Annotated in this window: 16 protein-coding genes, 3 tRNA genes and 1 other annotated feature; of the genes, 16 read left to right on the top strand and 3 right to left on the bottom strand. The window is 31.3% G+C overall.

Annotation, left to right across the window (positions count from 1 at the left end; all coding sequences use genetic code 11):
- The first annotated feature begins 8 nt into the window (after window positions 1-8).
- The 3 genes from EYR00_RS06695 to EYR00_RS06705 are packed head-to-tail and all read left to right on the top strand — an operon-like array spanning window position 9 to window position 4,551.
- Entirely contained in the window at window positions 9-2,225 is a 2,217-nt protein-coding gene (locus EYR00_RS06695; protein ID WP_003538086.1) for a bifunctional glycosyltransferase/CDP-glycerol:glycerophosphate glycerophosphotransferase, read from the top strand.
- Window positions 2,226-2,260: 35 nt separating this feature from the next.
- Window positions 2,261-3,439, top strand: coding sequence for a CDP-glycerol glycerophosphotransferase family protein (locus EYR00_RS06700; protein WP_003538088.1), 1,179 nt, complete (start codon window positions 2,261-2,263; stop codon window positions 3,437-3,439).
- Window positions 3,440-3,447: 8 nt separating this feature from the next.
- Window positions 3,448-4,551 (top strand): CDP-glycerol glycerophosphotransferase family protein, encoded by a 1,104-nt coding sequence (locus EYR00_RS06705; RefSeq protein WP_003538089.1) that lies wholly within the window; start codon window positions 3,448-3,450, stop codon window positions 4,549-4,551.
- Between the two features lie 14 nt (window positions 4,552-4,565).
- Here EYR00_RS06705 and EYR00_RS06710 read toward each other — a convergent pair whose 3' ends face one another.
- Window positions 4,566-5,222, bottom strand: a complete 657-nt coding sequence (locus EYR00_RS06710; RefSeq protein WP_003538090.1) for an HAD family hydrolase — start codon at window positions 5,220-5,222, stop codon at window positions 4,566-4,568.
- A 108-nt stretch (window positions 5,223-5,330) separates the two neighbouring features.
- Between EYR00_RS06710 and EYR00_RS06715 the strand changes: the two genes are divergently transcribed.
- From EYR00_RS06715 to tnpA, 4 genes are all read left to right on the top strand, one after another.
- Complete coding sequence (locus tag EYR00_RS06715) at window positions 5,331-5,666, top strand: type II toxin-antitoxin system PemK/MazF family toxin (protein ID WP_003538091.1); 336 nt, start codon at window positions 5,331-5,333, stop codon at window positions 5,664-5,666.
- Between the two features lie 53 nt (window positions 5,667-5,719).
- Window positions 5,720-6,568 (top strand): DUF975 family protein, encoded by an 849-nt coding sequence (locus tag EYR00_RS06720; RefSeq protein WP_003538092.1) that lies wholly within the window; start codon window positions 5,720-5,722, stop codon window positions 6,566-6,568.
- A 12-nt stretch (window positions 6,569-6,580) separates the two neighbouring features.
- Window positions 6,581-7,312 (top strand): CPBP family intramembrane glutamic endopeptidase, encoded by a 732-nt coding sequence (locus tag EYR00_RS06725; RefSeq protein WP_008791812.1) that lies wholly within the window; start codon window positions 6,581-6,583, stop codon window positions 7,310-7,312.
- Window positions 7,313-7,467: 155 nt separating this feature from the next.
- Window positions 7,468-7,959 carry an IS200/IS605 family transposase gene (gene tnpA, locus EYR00_RS06730; protein ID WP_182481625.1) on the top strand — a complete coding sequence of 164 codons (492 nt, stop codon included), beginning with the start codon at window positions 7,468-7,470 and terminating at the stop codon, window positions 7,957-7,959.
- Between the two features lie 177 nt (window positions 7,960-8,136).
- Here the strand turns inward: tnpA and EYR00_RS06735 are convergent.
- Window positions 8,137-8,212, bottom strand: a tRNA-Lys gene (locus EYR00_RS06735).
- A 106-nt stretch (window positions 8,213-8,318) separates the two neighbouring features.
- On the opposite strand from EYR00_RS06735, the gene EYR00_RS06740 reads away from it, so the two are divergent.
- The 4 genes from EYR00_RS06740 to EYR00_RS06755 all read left to right on the top strand — a co-directional run bounded on the left by EYR00_RS06740 (window position 8,319) and on the right by EYR00_RS06755 (window position 10,744).
- Window positions 8,319-9,893 carry an HAD hydrolase-like protein gene (locus tag EYR00_RS06740; protein WP_003538095.1) on the top strand — a complete coding sequence of 525 codons (1,575 nt, stop codon included), beginning with the start codon at window positions 8,319-8,321 and terminating at the stop codon, window positions 9,891-9,893.
- On the top strand, window positions 9,871-10,389 hold the full coding sequence (locus tag EYR00_RS06745) for a phosphatase PAP2 family protein (RefSeq protein WP_008791810.1): 519 nt from the start codon (window positions 9,871-9,873) through the stop codon (window positions 10,387-10,389). Before EYR00_RS06740 ends, EYR00_RS06745 begins: the two co-directional genes overlap by 23 nt.
- 180 nt (window positions 10,390-10,569) lie before the next feature.
- Window positions 10,570-10,660: transfer RNA gene (locus EYR00_RS06750), tRNA-Ser, on the top strand.
- Between the two features lie 7 nt (window positions 10,661-10,667).
- A tRNA-Asp gene (locus EYR00_RS06755) sits at window positions 10,668-10,744 on the top strand.
- A 52-nt stretch (window positions 10,745-10,796) separates the two neighbouring features.
- On the opposite strand, the gene EYR00_RS06760 is transcribed toward EYR00_RS06755, so the two are convergent.
- Entirely contained in the window at window positions 10,797-11,330 is a 534-nt protein-coding gene (locus EYR00_RS06760; RefSeq protein WP_003538097.1) for an NUDIX hydrolase, read from the bottom strand.
- 215 nt (window positions 11,331-11,545) lie between these two features.
- Here EYR00_RS06760 and EYR00_RS06765 point away from each other — a divergent pair, with 215 nt between their 5' ends.
- The 5 genes from EYR00_RS06765 (at window position 11,546) to alaS (ending at window position 19,944) form a co-directional block, all read left to right on the top strand.
- Complete coding sequence (locus tag EYR00_RS06765) at window positions 11,546-12,514, top strand: RluA family pseudouridine synthase (protein WP_008791807.1); 969 nt, start codon at window positions 11,546-11,548, stop codon at window positions 12,512-12,514.
- A gap of 62 nt (window positions 12,515-12,576) precedes the next feature.
- A complete protein-coding gene (locus EYR00_RS06770) occupies window positions 12,577-13,497 on the top strand; it encodes an ROK family protein (RefSeq protein WP_003538100.1) in 921 nt (306 codons plus the stop codon).
- Window positions 13,498-13,584: 87 nt separating this feature from the next.
- On the top strand, window positions 13,585-14,718 hold the full coding sequence (mnmA, locus tag EYR00_RS06775) for a tRNA 2-thiouridine(34) synthase MnmA (RefSeq protein WP_003538101.1): 1,134 nt from the start codon (window positions 13,585-13,587) through the stop codon (window positions 14,716-14,718).
- A complete protein-coding gene (gene recD2 / locus EYR00_RS06780; RefSeq protein ID WP_003538102.1) occupies window positions 14,718-16,913 on the top strand; it encodes an SF1B family DNA helicase RecD2 in 2,196 nt (731 codons plus the stop codon). The genes mnmA and recD2 overlap by 1 nt, the downstream gene beginning before the upstream one ends.
- A 189-nt stretch (window positions 16,914-17,102) precedes the next feature.
- Window positions 17,103-17,298: a binding site (T-box leader), on the top strand.
- A gap of 36 nt (window positions 17,299-17,334) precedes the next feature.
- Entirely contained in the window at window positions 17,335-19,944 is a 2,610-nt protein-coding gene (gene alaS / locus EYR00_RS06785) for an alanine--tRNA ligase (RefSeq protein WP_003538103.1), read from the top strand.
- Window positions 19,945-19,972: the final 28 nt, after the last annotated feature.

The raw sequence follows: 19,972 nt of genomic DNA on the forward strand, positions 1-19,972 counted from the left end.
GTGTAAAGATGAAACTTAGTATAATTATCCCTTACGATCGTTACAAACAGTATTTACATGATTGTCTAGAAAGTGTTTATGAACAGCGGTTAAATGATTATGAAACTTTACTTGTTGTAAATAATAAAAAAGAGATTGATCAAGATATCAAAGCGTATGATATTAATTTAAAAATCCTTGAAGCTGGAGAAAATTCTAGTGTTGCTAAAAAAAGAAATATTGGCTTAGAACAGGCAAGTGGTGAATATATCTATTTTATTGATTGTGATGATTATTTGATGCCAAATACTTTAAAATTATTAATTACTTGTGCTAATCAAAATGATTTAGATTTAGTTGCAGGAATTAGACGCTTTACATGGTTCAAAAAGAAAGTTTTTGAGACCATGGGTGATGAAAAAAATAATGAATTAAACTTAAAAGATAAAGATCATGATTATGATGATAAATTTATTGAAAAAGTATATGACCAAAATAATGTTGATGAATATATGGTAGATGTTTTAATTCGGAGCCGACATGCTATTCGTAATATTTCTGTCTTAAATGTTTTAATAAAAAAGAAACTGATTGATGAGCATCAAATTCGTTTTAACGAAGATTTTTTCTATTACACTGATGTTCCTTTTGTAATCCAATTAGTTAATTACGCAAAGAGTTTTGATCGTGTTGAACAAGCAATTTTTGTTAAAAGAAAACATAATGATCCAATCAATACACCTGCTTTATCACAAATAAAAGATTCTGAAAATAAATTTGATGAATTTTTGATGGCTTATCGCTATAGTGCTTCTTTAGTAGCTCCAGATAGTTATATTCGTTATTATTTAGATTCGAAAATGCTTAGATATTACACAAAGTTTTTTGCACGAAAGATTCGGCGCAGTAAAGATGATATTTGGCGTAACGAACGATTTAAAGCAATGGGAGAAATATTAAAAAATATTCATCCTCGTTTATTGAATAAAAGTTCTCGTTATAGTAAAAAAATGATCAAAGCTGGTCTAAATGGTGATCTTGAGTTAGCAAAGAAGACTGTAAGCCGGCATTTAGCAAAAATAAAGTTTAAAAAGATCTTAAAAAATAAAAACGAGATGAATAAATATTTATATCGTCATAAATATATTAATAAACCGCTTGAAGAAAATACGGTTATGTTTGAAACTTTTATGGGAAAAAGTTATGCAGATTCACCTAAATATATTTACGAATATTTAGCGAAGAATTATCCAGGTAAATATAAGTTTATTTGGGTATTAAATGATCCTAAAGAAAAATTGCCTTACGAAGGTAAGATTGTCAAAAGATTCACAAGGGAATATGCTTATTATTTAGGCGTTTCTAAATATTTTGTTTTTAATATTCGTCAGCCATTATGGTTTAGAAAGCGGGAGGAACAAGTTTTTTTAGAAACGTGGCACGGAACGCCACTGAAACGTTTAGCGTTTGATCAAGAAGAGGTTACTGCTGCTTCGCCGACCTATAAAGCTCAATTTTATCGTCAAAAACAAGAATGGGATTATTTGATTGCACCGAATAAATTCTCTAGTGATATTTTCAAAAGTTGTTTTATGTACGATGGTAACATGCTGGAAACAGGATATCCAAGAAATGATTTATTATCGTTACCAAACCGTGATGCAATAGCTTTAGAATTGAAGAAAAAATTAGGGATTCCTCTAGATAAAAAGACTATTTTGTATGCTCCGACATGGCGTGATGATGAGTATTATGGAAATGGTAAATATAAGTTTAAATTGAAATTAGATTTAGATTTATTAAAGCAGCAGCTTGGTGATGAATATGTTGTATTGTTAAGAACACATCATTATATTGCTGATGCATTAGATGTTACGGGACTAGAAGAGTTTGCGTATAATTTGAGTAAGTATGATGATATTACAGAAATTTATTTAATTAGTGATATTTGTATTACGGATTATTCTAGTGTGTTTTTTGACTATGCTAATTTAAAAAGGCCGATGTTATTCTATACGTATGATTTAGATAAATATCGTGATGTATTAAGAGGTTTTTATATTGATATGGAAACAGAATTACCAGGACCATTGGTTTATACTACTGAAGAAGTTATTGATAAAATCAAGAATCTGAATAGTTTGAATCAAGAATATCAACAACGTTATGAACAATTTTATGAACGTTTTTGTTCATGGGAAGATGGGAATGCTGCTATGCGAGTTGTTGAAGCAGTTTTTAAATAAGGGGTTTACCCCTTATTTTTATGGGAGGAAAGTAAATGAAAATATTAAAGAAACTACTCGGTAAGTTAATCAGAATTTTATATCGATTCGTATATCGATTTATTCCTTGTCAGGAAAAAACAATTCTTTTTATTTCTTTTCATGGTCGCGGTTATTCTGATAATCCAATGGCAATTCACCAATATCTTTCAAAACATTCACAATATGCTGATTATCGTTGCATTTATGCAATAAAAAATCATAAACAAAAAAAATTAAAAATTGAAAATGCTAGAATTATTGAGTATTTTAGTATTGCTTATTTTTTCTATCTAGCGCGTAGTAAATATTGGATTGCTAATTGTAAGCTCCCAAAATATGTTTTGAAAAAAGATAGCCAAGTTTATTTACAAACATGGCATGGGACACCATTAAAAAAATTAGCACATGATATTGAAGTTCCAGAAGGAACAACCTTTTATCGTAGTGAAATGAGCGTTGAAGAAATGCGTTCAACCTACGATAATGATGTAAGTAAGTATAATTATATGATTAGTCCTAGTGCTTTTACAACTGAAGTCTTTCAAAGTGCTTTTGCGATTGAGAGAGAGCGCTTGATTGAAACGGGATATCCACGAAATGATATTTTATCAAATTATAATTCTGATGATATAAAAAAAATAAAAGATAAATTAAATTTACCTGAGGGTAAGAAGATAATTTTATATGCGCCAACTTGGCGTGACAATTCATATAATTTAAAAGGGTATACATTTAAATTAGAAGTTGACTTTAAAAAGTGGCAAAAAATTCTAGGTACAGATTATATTGTTATTTTTAAACCCCATTATTTAATTGTAAATGATTTTGATTTAGAGGCAGTTAAAGAATTTGTCTACTACATTGATCCTAAAGAAGATATTAGCAGCTTGTATTTAATTGCCGATGTCTTAGTTACAGATTATTCAAGTGTATTTTTTGATTATGCAATATTAAAACGACCAATTTATTTTTTTATGTATGATTTAGACACTTATCGTGATGAGTTAAGAGGCTTTTATTTAGATATTTATCATGATTTACCAGGCGATGTTATTGAAAGTGAGGATGAATTGATCCAAAAAATTTTCTCTGAAAAATTTGACTATAATCGATTGCAAATATTTAATGAACAGTTTAATAATCATGAAGATGGCAATGCGAGTAAACGGGTTATTGAAATTTTATTAAAGTAGGTGATGAGATGGGAATAAAGAAAATTATTATTAATATTATCTTAAAAATAGCCAATATATTTGTTTTAAGATGTTCAATCAAGCAAGGACAAATAGCCTTTATTTCATTAGAGTCGAATCAACTTGAAAGTGATCTTGAACTTATTTATCAGGAGTTAAAAAAAGAAAACAAATATAGTTTAAAAATGGTATTAATAAATTATAATAAAAAAAGTTTAATTAACAATTTTTTGTATATGTTAAACTGTATTAAGCAAATTTATGTAATTAATACTTCTAAAGTTGTTTTGATTACAGACAATAACTATGTAATTAGTAATTTTAAACGACCTGGCGTTAAAGTTATTCAGGTATGGCATGCGACTGGAGCAATCAAAAAGTTTGGAAATGCTATCAAACGTGAATATCCTATTAAAAATTATGACTATGTGATTGCAAATAGTGATTATTGGAAGCAGCCTTATCAAGAAGCTTTCAACGTTTCCGAGCAGGGCGTTATTATTACAGGAATGCCACGTGTGGATCATCTTGTTGATCCATATTATTTAACACAAGCGAAAGCACGTATGTATAGTAGATATCCGATTCTAAAAGGAAAAAAGGTTATTTTATATGCACCGACTTTTAGAGGAAATATTTATCAGGGTTTTAAAACAGTTGACTTTGATGCTCAAGCAGTTTTAAATGCACTGGGAGAAGAATACGTAATAATCTTTAAATTTCACCCATTGTTATTGAAAACTACGCTATCAGACGATTCTAGAGTGATTAATATGAATCATGAAAATACTCATGATTTATTCGCAGTTTGTGATGTCTTGATTTCTGATTTCTCATCAATTATCTTTGATTATTCCTTATTAAATAAACCAATGTGTTTTTTTGTTCCGGATTTAGATGAATATATTGAAACATTAGGATGTTTTGTGGATTATCGAAGGGTCATGCCCGGAGCAATCTGTTATAATGAAACGCAAGTTATTGCAGCCTTGCAAGGTAATAAAAAATATGATATTAAGGCATTTAGAGATATGTTTTTTAAATATCAAGATGGTCATAATACACAAAGAATTGTTATGTTTATCGATAAATTAATAAACACCAAGAATTAATTCTTGGTGTTTATTTAATGATTTTCATTCGCCAAATAATCACGGACATTTGATAAATTGTCCATGATCTTATTAGTCATTATCGCAAACTTATGATCAGGGTATTTTAAATCAGGAATACAAATTACTTTAATGCCTGCACTATAGGCAGCGTTAATTCCGGATTCAGAATCTTCGAGAACCAGAGCTTCATCGGGCGTAATTCCTAATTTTTGGCATGATTTTAAAAATACTTCAGGATCAGGTTTTCCTTTTGTTACTTCGTCACCACAAATGGAATCATCAAAATATTTTTGTAAACCAGATAATTCTAAAATATGATCAACACGATGACGCTGTGAACTGGTTGCAACAATTGTTTTATAGTCGTTTTCTTTTAAATACTTTAGTAACTCAATTAATCCTTCTTTTAAAGGAACCCCTTCATTTTCAAATAAGTCAGCCATATATTGATGAACTGCTTTAATTGTTTCCTCAACATCAAAATCGTCGCCATAATCTTTATGGAAAAGCTCATAGACTGCTTTAACAGGCTTTCCTAAAAGAGTTTTATAGGCTTCTAATGACAATGTTAAATTATGTTTAGCTAATACATGCTTATATCCCTCGAATGTAACTCTCTCACTATCAATCATTAAACCATCCATATCAAAAATTACTGCTGTTATCATCTTTTTACCTCCACGCAAATATCATATCATAATTATCCGATTAGTAAAAAGATTTTCATAGAATAAAAAAAGTTCTAATTCATATACTGCACTAAAGGAGTTGTAGATATGATACATAGAGGGGAAATTTATTATGCTGATTTATCTCCGGTAGTGGGGAGTGAACAAGGAGGATATCGACCTGTGATTGTTTTACAAAATAATAAGGGCAATCGATATTCGACAACAGTGATTATTGCGCCAATTTCTTCACGATTAACAAAAAATCCGTTACCAACCCATGTGATGGTTGATTGCAGTTCATTGGAAAAAAAGAGTGTAGTTTTACTAGAACAAATTAGAACGATTGATAAACAGCGAATTAAAGAAAAAGTTGGAATGATTGATAGCCAAGTAATGAATCTGATTAATCAAGCAATTAAGACAAGCTTGGATATTAAATAGTTTCCTTTTGAGTCAGATATTTGCTATAATAGCCCCATGGAGGTAGAGGAAAGATGAATGTTCGTGATATTAAATTAAAGGCTAAAAGTGTTTTAGTTAATCGTAATAATATAGTTACAGTATTTGTGTTTATTAGTGTAATAACAACTTTGGCTAATTATATTGGTTCAGAAATTGGCGGGGTGATACCATTTCTTTCATTGATTGTAACTATTATAATGTTGCCCTTTGGTCATGGGAATGTGGTAACTGCATTAAAAACAGTCAATGAACAAGGTGATGAGGTCACTATTGAACAAGATGGGGTAGTCGGATTAAGACGTTTTAAAGATTTATTTGGCACATATTTTATTAGAGAAATATTATTATTGGTGATTATGATGCTGCTTGGATTAATCATATTCGTAATTGCTAGATTTACAGTAGACAGTAATGTTTTTTCTCAATTAGGAGCAATTATTGAGCAAGCTGCTGTATACTCTACTAATGTAAGTGCATATTTAAATGATCCAACTGTAATTGAAGCATTAGGAACACTAGGAGTAATCTTTTTTATTGGTATCATCATTATTGCAATTGTAGCGTTTATTTATAGTTTGGTATTTGCTTTAACACCTTTTGTATTAGAAAAATATAATATACGCGGTGCCAAGGCAATGAGTGAATCAGCTCGTTTAATGAAAGGACATAAACGAACTTTATTTATGCTGTATTTGTCATATTTAGGATGGGCTATCTTAGTATTAGTACTTTCTGCTGTTGTTGAGATGATTTTACCGATTCCATTAATTTTGAATATTATCGTGGCGGCTTTGACTACTTATTTGTTTGGTGCTGAACTAAATACTAGTTTAGCAGTATTTTTTGAAGAAATTGATTTAGAAGATAAAAATAATATTTAACGAGGTGTTAATTTGAATTTGATAAAAAAAATTAAATTAAATAGTAGGCAAAAGGCGATAGGGGTCATATTGATTTTTCCCTGGTATCTTTATTTTGCACCAATTGTAATTAATTATTTTTTGAAGCTATATACAGTATATATAGCTAATGATTTTTCAACTAATAGTTTAAATGCATTTTTTAATTTATTCATCGGAATTGCAACTGCTATTCCTTTGATTATTGTGTTTAAGGGTTTTATTAAAGAAAACTGGCTTGTTTTTAAAAAAGACTTTTTGGAAAATATAATATGGGTGCTTACGATCGGGATTGGTTTAGCATATTTATTTTCAATTGCAGGGGAACTGATTGTCAATCTTGTAGCCCCTCAATCAGGCGAAGCAGCTAACCAGACATTAGTGGAAACTCTTGTGCAATCTAATTTTCTATTAATGTTTTTTCAATCAGTAATTATTGCACCATTTATTGAAGAGTTGTTATTTAGAGGTCTGATTTTCAACAGTTTACGGCAAAAAAATATGGTTTGGGCTCATTTGATTTCAGCATTCCTATTTGGCTTGTTACATGTTTACAGCTATATTTTAGCTGGTGATATGAGTGAATGGATTAAATTGATTCCATATATGATGGCAGGTTTATCTTTTTCAATCGTATATGAAAAACGTCAAACAATTATAGCTCCGATCATTTTACATGCTGCAAAAAATCTAATCGCAGTATTGTTAATGGCGACGATGTTTTAAACACTATGCATGACATAGTGTTTTTTATTGTGAAACAAAAACCACGTGCTATGCGCGTGGTAACAATAAAGCTTTAGCGTCTGGGTAAAAAACCTCCTCGTGATATAATAATTGTAGCCTGGCAGCTGCAAATAAAATAACGAGGAGGTTAGTCTATGAAAGACACAAAAAGTTTATCACATACATCATATAGATGTAAATCTCATATTGTAATAGTACCAAAATTTAGAAGGATGGTAATATACAATAAATTAAGACATGATATAAGATTAATTATAAAGACCTTAATTGAAAGAAAACCGGGAATAGAGCTGATAGAAGGAGAGTTATGTCCTGATCATATTCACCTTCTATTAGAAATACCACCAAAGTATTCTGTGGCGGAGTTCATGGGATACCTGAAAAGCAAGTCAACGCTTATGATATTTGATCGTCATGCAAGTATGGAATATAAATATGGAAATCGAAAATTTTGGGCAAGAGGCTATTTTGTAGATACAGTAGGAAAGAACGAGAAGACAGTGAGAGAATATATTCAAAATCAGTTGGCGGAAGATAAGTTGAGTAATCAAATGAGTATGGAAGAATTTATTGACCCGTTCACAGGAGAACCAGTGGAAGGGTACAAGAAAAAGAAAAAAAAGTAAAAGACCCTTTGAGGGTCAGTGAGCAAATGACGTTGCGGTTGTCAAGGCGTTCAGTGGTCGAATGACTAGCGCAACAGCATGCCCTTACAGGGCGAGTACGTCTTTTAGGCGTGGTTATGATTTTATAATAAAAAAACCGTAAAACTTATATAAATAAGAATTACGGAAATTTATTAATGGTCTCCCCTCACGGTCTCGAACCGTGGACCCACAGATTAAGAGTCTGTTGCTCTACCAACTGAGCTAAGGAGAGAGGACAGATATTATAATACACCTATTTAAACATAAAAGCAAGTTAAATTTAATGAAAAATGACATTAGCTATGCTATAATTACTAGGTGAATGGAGTGATCTGGCAATGTTCTACAAACAAACTATTAACAATATAAAAGTAGTTATTTTATCATTGGATGGAGGATTATTAGATCTAAATCGGCTTAGATTTAATTATTTTAAAAGGATTTGTAAAACTCACAATTTTGAATTAACTAAAGATATTTTCGAGGAAGCCCTTGGAAATATGAAAACAATGTATAATGATTTTCCAATTTCTAAAGATATTAATCCCGATGATATTAATAAGTTGATTGAACGTGATTTATACGAGTATGCAAAGTTAAAGCCTGAGACAATAAAAAAAGAGGGAACGGATGAACTGTTACAATTTTTTAAACAAAAAGAGATTAAAATTGCTGTGGTTTCAACTCATAAAACAAAACGTGCAATTCAATATTTACAATTAACAAGATTGTATGACAAAGTTGATTTTGTTATTGGCGGCGATAGCGATAATCTACCATTACCAGATACTGCTGTTTTAAAAACAACTCTTGAACAAATGAACTGCAAACCAAGTGAGGCAATTGTAATTGCAAACTATCCAAATCTTCTTTATGCAGCTAATCAATGTTTAATCAATGTAATTTATCTAAGTGATTTATGCTTGGTACAAGAATCGATTGGTCCAAGGGTATTTAAAATTGCAAGAAATAATTTAGAAATTATTAATATTTTTCTTTTTGCACGTTACGATACAATGGAAATATTTTCGCCGTTATTAGGGATGTCTAGTGATATGGATATTGAAACACTAGATAAAACATACGCTAAGCTGCTTGAAGAGTATCAAAATGATCAGCAGTTGATTGAACTAGTTCGCAATACATATCATTATTTTTTGGGAGAAATTGCAAATCGTGAAGCTGATACCGTCAATACATCGTTATTTGAAGATGAAGATGTTATTGTAGCGCCAGTGGATGATGAACATTTTTCTAATCCCCAAAGTATTGCAACTTTGGAAAAGTCAATTGAAGAGGTTTTAGAGTCAGAAGAAGTTTCAGAAACTGACAACGAAATTGCCGATACTGTTTTTAAAAGAGAGAATTTATATCAGGATGATGAATTTTCAAAAACAAGAACAGCGATAGGATGTGATCCTGAACGCGTTAATGAATTGATGGATATTATTAATGGTAATTCTGGAACTAAGTTGGAAGAGGGAGAATTATTTGAAAAGTCAAATGATGAAATATTATTAGAAAAACGGGGACTATTGTCTTATTTTATTAATTTTGTCTATACTGTTATCGTGGTGGGACTGATATCATTTTTAGGATTAATAATTTTTATCGGTTTTGAAGATTTTATTCAGAGACCAGGTATTGTTGCTGGAATAATTAAAAGCATTATTGATTTTTATGTTAATCTAGTTTTATCCATATATGCGGTTATTTTTAACAGCTTAAATGCTCTACTAAGTTTTATTCCTGATTATTCTAGTTTAATTGCGGGTAATGGTTTATTATCGACAATGGCAGTAAAATTAGTATTGTTCATTATTTTTAATGTAATAATAGTCTATATAGTTAAAATGATTTATTTATTAATTACAGAAGCGGAGGAAGATGATGCGAATTTTGCAGAAGATTAAAGAAATAGATGTTAAAACATCGCACTTTTTTCCGCAGTTTTATCATCATCGTTTTTTTAGTGGTGCGATGAAGTTTATTGCTGGAATTGGTGATTTTGGAATGATTTGGCTTGTTTTAATTTTACTTTTAAGTCTTAATGATAAAACACAGCTGCTTTCTCAAAAAATGCTGGCAGCGCTAATATTAGCAACAGTCATCGGTCAAGTGACAATTAAGTCGATTGTAAGGCGTAAGCGACCATGTCATACATATCATGATGTTGAAATGTTGATTCCAGTTCCGAGTGATTATTCATTTCCTTCAGGACATACTACTTCAAGCTTTGCATGCGCAACGACTGTATGTTTCTTTTTTCCTAGAGTCGGCTTTATTTGCATGATTTTTGCTGCATTAATGGCTTTTTCAAGATTGTATTTGTTTGTCCATTATTTGAGCGATGTTACTTTTGCAATTGTTTTGGGAATTAGTGTTGGAATAATTGTTATGTTATTTTAGTGTGATAAAAGGAGCAAGGGTCTGCTCCTTTAAAAAAATAAAAAAATTATTTTTTAAATAAGACTGATTTAAACGAAATAATTTGCTTTTTTATCAGGTAGAGTAAGTTTTTATAGAAAAAAGTTGGCTAAAATTATTGCAAAAACTTTTTACATATGATATTATGTTTAAGCAACAGACGGAGACATACTCAAGAGGCTGAAGAGGCGCCCCTGCTAAGGGTGTAGGTCGGGAAACTGGCGCGAGGGTTCAAATCCCTCTGTCTCCGCCATTATATTGGTCTGGTAGTTCAGTTGGTTAGAATGCCGCCCTGTCACGGCGGAGGTCGCGGGTTCGAGTCCCGTCCAGACCGCCAATTAGATTGTTTAGTTTCACTTTGGTGAAACTTTTTTTATAAAAACAAATCATTATGATTTGTTTTTATTAATATAAGCATGCAAAATTGCAATCATTGTTTTAGAATCAAAGATTTCGCCATTAACTACTTTGTGATAAGCGGTATCAATATCCATTTTAATTAATTCAATTACTTCATCTTCATCACACTCTAAAGGATTTTCGACTTTGTAAACATCATGAGCTTCGTATACATAAAGCCATTCATCACTATAACCAGGAGTTGGTAAAAACTTAGAAATTAAACTTATCTTTTTAGCACTATAGCCAGTTTCTTCTTCTAATTCTCGTAAAGCGCATATAGCAGTATCTTCATTTAATTCTAATTTACCCGCAGGAATTTCTAAAGTATCTACAGCATTAGGATACCGATATTGCTTTACTAATAAAATTTTGTCATCAACAATAGCAAGAACGCCAACTCCGCCGTGGTGTCGAACTACTTCTCGAGTTGCGAGATTCCCATTTTCACATTCTACTTTGTCTTTATAAACAGTGATAATTTTTCCATCATAGATTATTTCTGATGATATTTTCTTTTCCATTAGTTTCACCTCATTAAAAGTATAACAAAAAAAGTATGCGGGGGTGCATACTTTTTTCTATTATTTCACGTAAGGGTGATAATAGGGGGTATGTAAAGCGAAATACTTCACTTAACAAAGTCAATTATAGCATCAGTTTCATAAAATGTAAAGGGTTACAATAAAAGTATTAGGCGTTTTTAGCAAATTTTGTTATAATGTTTCAAGGTGATATAATGAAAAAATTAAAAATAACAGAAAATGATGCTAATCAAAGAATTGATAAATATTTAAAAAAGTTACTAGTTAATGCTCCAAATAATTTTATATATAAAATGTTTCGAAAAAAAGATATCAAAGTAAATGGGAAAAAAGTGGATGAAAAATATATTTTATCATTAGATGATGAGGTCGAAATGTTTTTATATGATGATAAATTCAAAGAATTTACAGAAACCAAAAGTATCTATGAGGTTAATAAAACGTTTAGTGTTCTTTATGAAGATAAACATGTATTGATTGTTTTTAAACCAGCAGGGCTTTTAGTTCATGAGGATGCAAATGAAAGCATTAATACTTTAACAAATCAGGTTTTAAGTTATCTTGCTTCAAAAAATGAACTAGATCTAAGTCGAGAAAATACTTTTATGCCAGGACCAGTTCATCGTTTAGACAGGAATACTAGTGGAATTGTAATTTTTGGTAAAACTTTGGCAGCTTTGCAAAATCTCAATGAAATGATAAAGCAACGTCATTGCATTGAAAAAAAATATTTAACGATCTGTCGCGGACAATTGAATCATCAGCGAAATTTACACGGATATATGATCAAGTTAGAGAATCAGGCTCAAGTTAAATTAGTAAAGAAAGACTATCCTGGGGCTTTAACGATGGAAACGATTGTTAGGCCGTTAAAATATAATTGTGATTATAGTCTTGTTGAGGTTACATTAATAACTGGACGGATGCACCAGATCAGAGTACATTTATCAAGTATTGAACACCCAATTATTGGTGATCGTAAATATGGAGATTTTGAACTGAATAAATATATTAAGAAGACTTTTGGTTTAAATAATCAATTGCTGCATGCTTATAAAATAAAATTTGTAAAAACCTTTGGTGTACTAAATTATCTTCAAGATAAAGAGATAATTTGCCCTGTGCCGGCTTTGTTTGAAAAAATAGAGAAAAGTTTGTTATAGACACCTTTAAATAAAGAGTTGTTTATTGTATAATTATTTACATAGATTATAGGAGGAAAGATATGAAATACTATATTGGAATTGATTTAGGTGGGACTAATGTTCGTACTTTGCTGGTGGATGAAAATGGTAAAACTTATAGTGAAGTAAAAGATAATACTGAAAGAGAAAATGGTCCTGACTATGTATGTGCTAAAATCATTCGTCAAATTGAAAGTTTAGATACATCAATTTGTGGTGGTTTACAAGGTGTAAGTGGAATTGGTATTGGGGTACCTGGACCTGTTGACACAGTAAAAGGTACAATGATCATGGCAACAAATTTACCTGGATTCGAAAATTATCCAATTTGTGATAAATTAGCAGATCGTTTTAATTTACCAACTTTTATTGATAACGATGCAAATGTTGCTGGATTAGCAGAAGCTTTATTAGGTGCTGGAAAAGATTATCCGACATGTTATTATGTGACTATTTCAACAGGAATTGGGGGAGCCTTTATTGTTGATGGTAAATTAGTTTCTGGTGGTCGAGGACATGCTGGAGAAATTGGGAATATTATTGTTAAAAACAATGGTTATAAATTCGGAGGTTTAAATCCAGGGGCTGCTGAGGGAGAAACTAGTGGTACTGCAATTACTCGTAAAGGTAAAGAACTTTTAGGAGAAGATAGAGTAAATCATGCTGGAGATGTTTTTAGATTGGCTAGCGAAGGTGATTTAAAAGCACAAAGTATAGTTGATGAATGTATTTCAGAATTAGCAACAATGTTTGCTAATATTGCTCACACTGTTGATCCGCACTGTTTTGTAATTGGTGGTGGTGTAATGAAATCTCGTGAATATTTCTATGATCGCTTAGTAGAACAATTTAACTCAAAAATTCATGTAGGAATGCGCGGATATATTCCGTTATTAGGAACAAAATTAGAAGATTGTGGAGCAATCGGAGCAGCAATGTTACCAATGTCAAGATTAGGTTAAGAAAGGATATTTCATCCTTTTTTTTTGATTTAAAGTAGTAGTTTTTTAAATCGAATAATGGTATTATAGTACGGTGAGGTGACGAGAATGTCAAAAAGAGTAGTATTAGGATTAAGTGGTGGTGTCGATTCAGCAGTTGCTGCTTATTTGTTAAAAGAACAAGGATATGATGTTATTGGTGTGTTTATGCGTAATTGGGATAGCCAGTTAAATAATGATATTTTAGGTAATCCTACTAATGATAATGATATCTGTCCACAAGAAGAAGATTATAATGATGCCAAGGCTGTAGCTGAATGTCTTGGGATTCCTATTAAAAGGGTGGATTTTATCAAAGAGTATTGGGATCATGTATTTACATACTTTTTAGATGAATATCGAAAAGGTAGAACACCTAACCCCGATATATTATGTAATAAGCATATTAAATTTAAAGCTTTTTTAGATTTTGCTAAAACTTTAAATGCAGATTATATTGCTACAGGTCACTATGCCCAAGTTAAACATTATCAAGGAGCAGATTCGGTGATGTTAAAAGGCCTTGATAATAATAAGGATCAAACATACTTTCTATGTCAATTAAATCAACAACAGCTACAAAACTCATTATTTCCTTTAGGTGAAATAGATAAAACAGAAGTTCGTCGAATCGCTAGAGAATTGAACTTACCAGTAGCAGATAAAAAAGACAGTACCGGAATTTGTTTTATCGGAGAACGTGATTTTAAAGAGTTTTTACAAAATTATATTCCAGCTCAAGCTGGAAAAATGGTTGATATAGAAACTGGGAACGTGATTGGTGATCATTCAGGAATCATGTACTATACTATTGGTCAGCGTAAAGGATTAGGGATTGGTGGTCCAGGTGATGCATGGTTTGTCGTTGGGAAAGACTATGATAAAAATGTGTTATATATTTGTCAAGGAGATCAAAAAGATTGGTTATATTCAACCGGGGCTCTGATTACTGATGTGAACTGGATTGCTTCAACTAAACCAATAGATAAAATTGCATGTAACGCTAAGTTTAGATATCGTCAGCCAGATAATCCAATTCAACTTGAATTTATTGATGAAGATACTGTTTACTTAACTTTTGATAAACCAATAAAAGCGGTGACTCCAGGCCAAGCTGCAGTCTTTTACGATGGTGATATTTGTCTTGGTGGTGGAACGATTGAAACTGTCTATAAAGATGGGCAGCCAATCAAGTATTTATAATGATTGAATATACAGGTTATATTAAGAAGATTCGTTTTTATAGCGAATCTTCTAATTATATCGTTGCTTTAATTGAAGTTGAGCAGGAAGATAAGTTGATCACAATGAATGGTTATATGAATAATTTTAATGATTATGAAAAATATGCTTTTATTGGTGATTACGAAATTCATCCTAAATATGGTAAACAGTTTAAATTATCAGAATATCGTATCATTTATGCAAAAGAAAGTGAAGAAATTATTAAATATTTATCTAGTCCGCTATTTAAGGGGATTGGTAAAGCTTTGGCAACACAAATAGTAAATACACTTGGTGAAGAGTGTCTTGAAAAGATTAAAGAAGATAAACATAATTTAGATTTGGTTAGAGGAATGACTGAAAAACGGCGGGAAATAATTTATGAAGCATTGACTAATGGTGATTATGATCAAGAAGTAATGCAGTTTTTTATGGGACATGGTATCAGTCTGAAAAACTTGGGCTTGATTCAAGCATATTATCAAGAAAAAACATTAGAAATACTTCAAAACAATCCGTACCAACTAGTAGAGGATATTGATGGGATTGGATTTAAAACAGCTGATGAGTTAGCTTTAAAAACAGGTGGGACACTTGATAATCCTAATCGAATTAAAGCTGGGATTATTTACAGTATTAAGCAATATGGGTTTAATACTGGGAGTACATACTGTTACCTTGATGAAATCAAAATAATGTTTTCTAAAATAATATATAATATTGAAGAAGTATCGTTTAATGAATATCTTGATGAATTGATTGATGAAGGATTGATTATTCAACGTGGTGATAAGTATTATTATTTTGAAATGGATGAGGCTGAAAAAAATATAGCTGAATATTTAAAAATACGGATAAATAAACCCGATGAACTTTTTGATGAAAAAGAAGTAGAACGATTGTTGACAAATTATGAAAAGACTCAAGGTATATGTTATGCTGCCAAGCAGAAAGAAGCCCTAAATTATTTTTTAAAGTCTTCTTGCATGATTTTGACAGGCGGACCTGGAACTGGGAAAACGACAATTGTTCAAGCACTTTTAAAAGTGTATTCGGCATTATACCCAGATGATCGAATTGGTTTAGTTGCGCCAACTGGTCGGGCTGCAAAACGATTGACAGAATTAACTGGAATTTATGCTTGTACAATTCATCGCCTATTAAAATGGGATCTTCATAGTAACACATTTGCTATGAATAAAAGCAATCCATTAGATTTAGATGTTTTGATCATTGATGAGTTTTCAATGGTCGATTGTTTATTGTTGAGTAAACTTTTTGAGGCGGGTCGAGGAATCAATAAAGTATTATTTATCGGTGATTACCATCAATTGCCTTCGGTTGCACCTGGAAATATATTACAGGATTTGATGGAAGCTGGAGTGAAAACGATTGAGCTAGATGAAATCTTCAGACAAGCTAAGGATTCAGGAATTATTCAATTGGCTCATCATATTATTCATAATGAAATTGAAAATATGGATCTTTTTGAGCAATATCGGGATATAAACTTTTTTCCTTGCATAAACTATGATGTCGTAAAAAATGTTAAGATAATAGTAAAAAAAGCAATTGACGAAGGTTATGACACAAATGATATTCAAGTACTAGTACCAATGTATCAGGGAGTGGCTGGAATCGATGCTTTGAATGATGCTTTACAAGATGTTTTTAATCCGATTGATGAATTTAATGATTCATATCAAATTGGCCGCAAGGAATATCGTGTAGGTGACAAAATTTTGCAGTTAAAAAATCGACCTGATGATGATGTTTTTAATGGTGATATTGGAACGCTTGTTGAAATATGTCGAAAAGATAATTTTGAATATTTGCAAGATACACTGATTGTTGATTTTGATGGTAATTTTGTTGAATATACAAGTAATACTTTTAACACAATTACTCATGCTTATTGTATGTCGATTCATAAATCGCAGGGAAATGAATTTAAAATCGTTATTATGGCGGTCTTGTCTGATTATTATATTATGCTACGGCGTAATCTATTATATACAGCGATTACAAGAGCAAAGCAGTCTCTCTTTATTTTAGGAAACTCTAAAGCTTTTATGCATGGTTTAGCAAATTATCAAGACAGTCGTCGAAAAACAAGCTTAAAAAGTCGTTTTAAAACAATTGAAACCTTAAATGTGTATGATTTTCTTGAATAAAGGTAAACTATACTGAGGTGAGATATATGATGACAAGAAGCAAAATACTAATTGGATTAACAGTTGCATCACTAATGATTTTGTTGAGTGAATGTGAGTGTGTTGAAGATATGATGTATGAACTCAAAGCAAAGATGTAAAGATATAAATTAATAGTCTTGAAAAATATAATTGGATAGTTTATAATTTGGTAAATCGTTGAAAAAGAAAAGTACTATAAAATAGATCTTTCAGAGAAAGTATGGCTGGTGAAAATACTTATCATTTTATAGGAAAGCTACTTTGGAGAGTAATTAAAGATTACCGTGTAGGCTACGTTACCAGTCAAGTAAGGGCATGAGTTTTCATGAACTAGGATGGTACCGCGATTAAAGTCGTTCCTAGCAATAGGGCGACTTTTTATATTGTAAAGGAGAACAAGATGAAACAATTAACAGGAAATCAAGTTAGAAAAATGTTTTTGGATTTTTTTGAAAGCAAAGGTCATAAAGTTGAACCTAGCCACTCATTAATTCCTAATGACGATCCAACTTTATTATGGATCAATGCTGGAGTAGCAGCAATTAAAAAATATTTTGATGGAACAATAACTCCAGATAATCCACGAATTACAAATGCTCAAAAGTCAATTCGTACTAATGATATTGAAAACGTTGGAAAAACAGCTCGTCATCATACATTTTTTGAAATGTTAGGGAACTTCTCAATTGGTGATTATTTTAAAAAAGATGCAATTGATTTTGCGTGGGAATTATTAACTGATGAAAAATGGTTTGCTTTTGAAAAAGATAAATTATATATTACAGTTCATGATCATGATGAGGAAGCTTATGACTATTGGGTTAATGTCAAAGGTGTTGCTGTTGATCATATGTTAAAAACACCAGGTAACTTTTGGGAAATTGGCGAGGGACCATGTGGACCCGATTCAGAGATTTTTTATGATCGTGGGGAAAAATATGATCCTGATGGTTTAGGAACAAAGTTGTTTTATGAAGAATTAGAAAATGATCGATATATTGAAATTTGGAATTTAGTATTTTCACAATATAACTCACAAGAAGGAGTAGCTCGTGAAGATTATAAAGAGTTGCCACAAAAAAATATCGATACTGGGATGGGATTAGAAAGAATTACTAGTATTATTCAAGGTGGAGAAACAAATTTTGATACTGATTTTTTCTTACCAATTATCCATGAAGTAGAAAAATTAGCCAATGTTTCATATCAAGAAAATAAGATGGCTTATCGAGTTATTGCTGATCATATCCGGACTGTAACATTTGCACTTGCTGATGGAGCATTATTTGATAATGCAGGTCGTGGATATGTTTTGAGGAGAATTTTAAGAAGAGCTGTTCGTTATGGTAAGCAAATTGGAATCGAAAAAGCGTTTATGTATGATTTAGTTGATGTTGTAAGCGAAATTATGAAAGAATTCTATGATTATCTACCAGAAAAAGTAAGTTATATTAGTGACTTAGTAAAAAAAGAGGAAGAAGCTTTTCATAAGACGTTAACAAATGGTGAAAAATTATTAAGTAGTATTATCGCAAAAAATACTGATGGTGTGATTAGTGGAAAGGATGCCTTTAAATTATACGATACTTATGGTTTTCCTTTTGAATTGACTTTGGAAATTGCTGAAGAATCAGATTTAAAAGTTGATGAAGAGGCTTTTAGAGCAGAGCTTAAAGTACAACAAGAAAGATCGCGTGGAGCACGTACTGATAGTGAAAGTATGGCAAGTCAGAAACCTGATTTAATGGCCTTTGATTTACCATCGAATTTTGAATATGATCCAACAAATATCAATAGTGTAGTTATTGGATTATTTAAAGATGGTGTTAAAACAGATCGAATTGATGATTATGGAGAAGTCATTTTTGATACAACAACTTTTTATGCTGAGATGGGTGGTCAATGTGCAGATACTGGGTATGTTTATAATGAAAATTGTCAGGGTGAAGTAATTAATGTGCTAAAAGCACCAAATCAACAGCATTTACATTTCGTTAAATTGAAGACAGGAACGATTCGAGTTGGTGATATTTTAACTTTAGATGTTGATAAAGCTAAGCGAAATAAGATTATTGCTAACCATAGTGCTACTCATATTCTTCAAGCAGCTTTAAAAGAAATTATTGGAAAACATATTAATCAAGCTGGTTCTTATGTTGATGATCATCGTTTAAGATTTGATTTTACTCATTTTGAAAAAATAACAAATGAACAACTTAAATTAATTGAGAATCAGGTTAATAATGTCATTTTTGATGGAGTTGCTGTGGATATTGCACACATGACTAAAGATGAAGCCATTAATAGTGGTGCTATGGCGTTGTTTGATGAGAAGTATGGCGATAAGGTTCGGGTTGTTTCAATCGGTGATTATTCAATGGAATTATGTGGTGGATGTCATGTTTCAAACAGTGCAAATATTGGATTATTTAAAATTGAGGCTGAAGAGAGTGTTGGTAGTGGAGTGCGTCGAATTGAGGCGGTTACTGGAAAGACTGCTTATCAAGCGTTAGTTCAAGAAAAAGAAACGGTTGATATTATTAGTAATATTTTAAAACTTAAAAATCGTAAAGAAGTAGTTGCAAAAGTTACTGCATTAACTGAAGAACTTTCCAACACTAAAAAAGAGATTGAAATATTAAGCGGACAATTAAATGCGCTAAATGCAGCAAGTAAAGCCAATGATATTCAAGAAATCAATGGAGTTAAAGTGTTGTTTGTAGAAGAAATGATTGATGCTGCTAAAGCGAAACAACTTGCCTTTGATTTTAGAGATAAAATTGAAGAAGGAATTGTAATTTTAGTAACACAATTTGAGGACAAATGTTCATACTTTGTCGGGGTGACTAAAAATTATGTTGCAACTGGATATAAAGCTGGTGATATTATTAAAAAAATCAATGCAGTTGTTGATGGTCGCGGTGGTGGAAAGCCGGATTTTGCTCAAGGTGGCTGCCCAATTAATGATAAGATTTCCAACATCAAGGGAGAACTTAAAAATTTCTTTTAATTTCTAAGTAATTGGTGTAAAATAATTC

This window comes from Thomasclavelia ramosa DSM 1402 (genome assembly GCF_014131695.1).
GTDB classification, from domain to species: domain Bacteria; phylum Bacillota_I; class Bacilli_A; order Erysipelotrichales; family Coprobacillaceae; genus Thomasclavelia; species Thomasclavelia ramosa.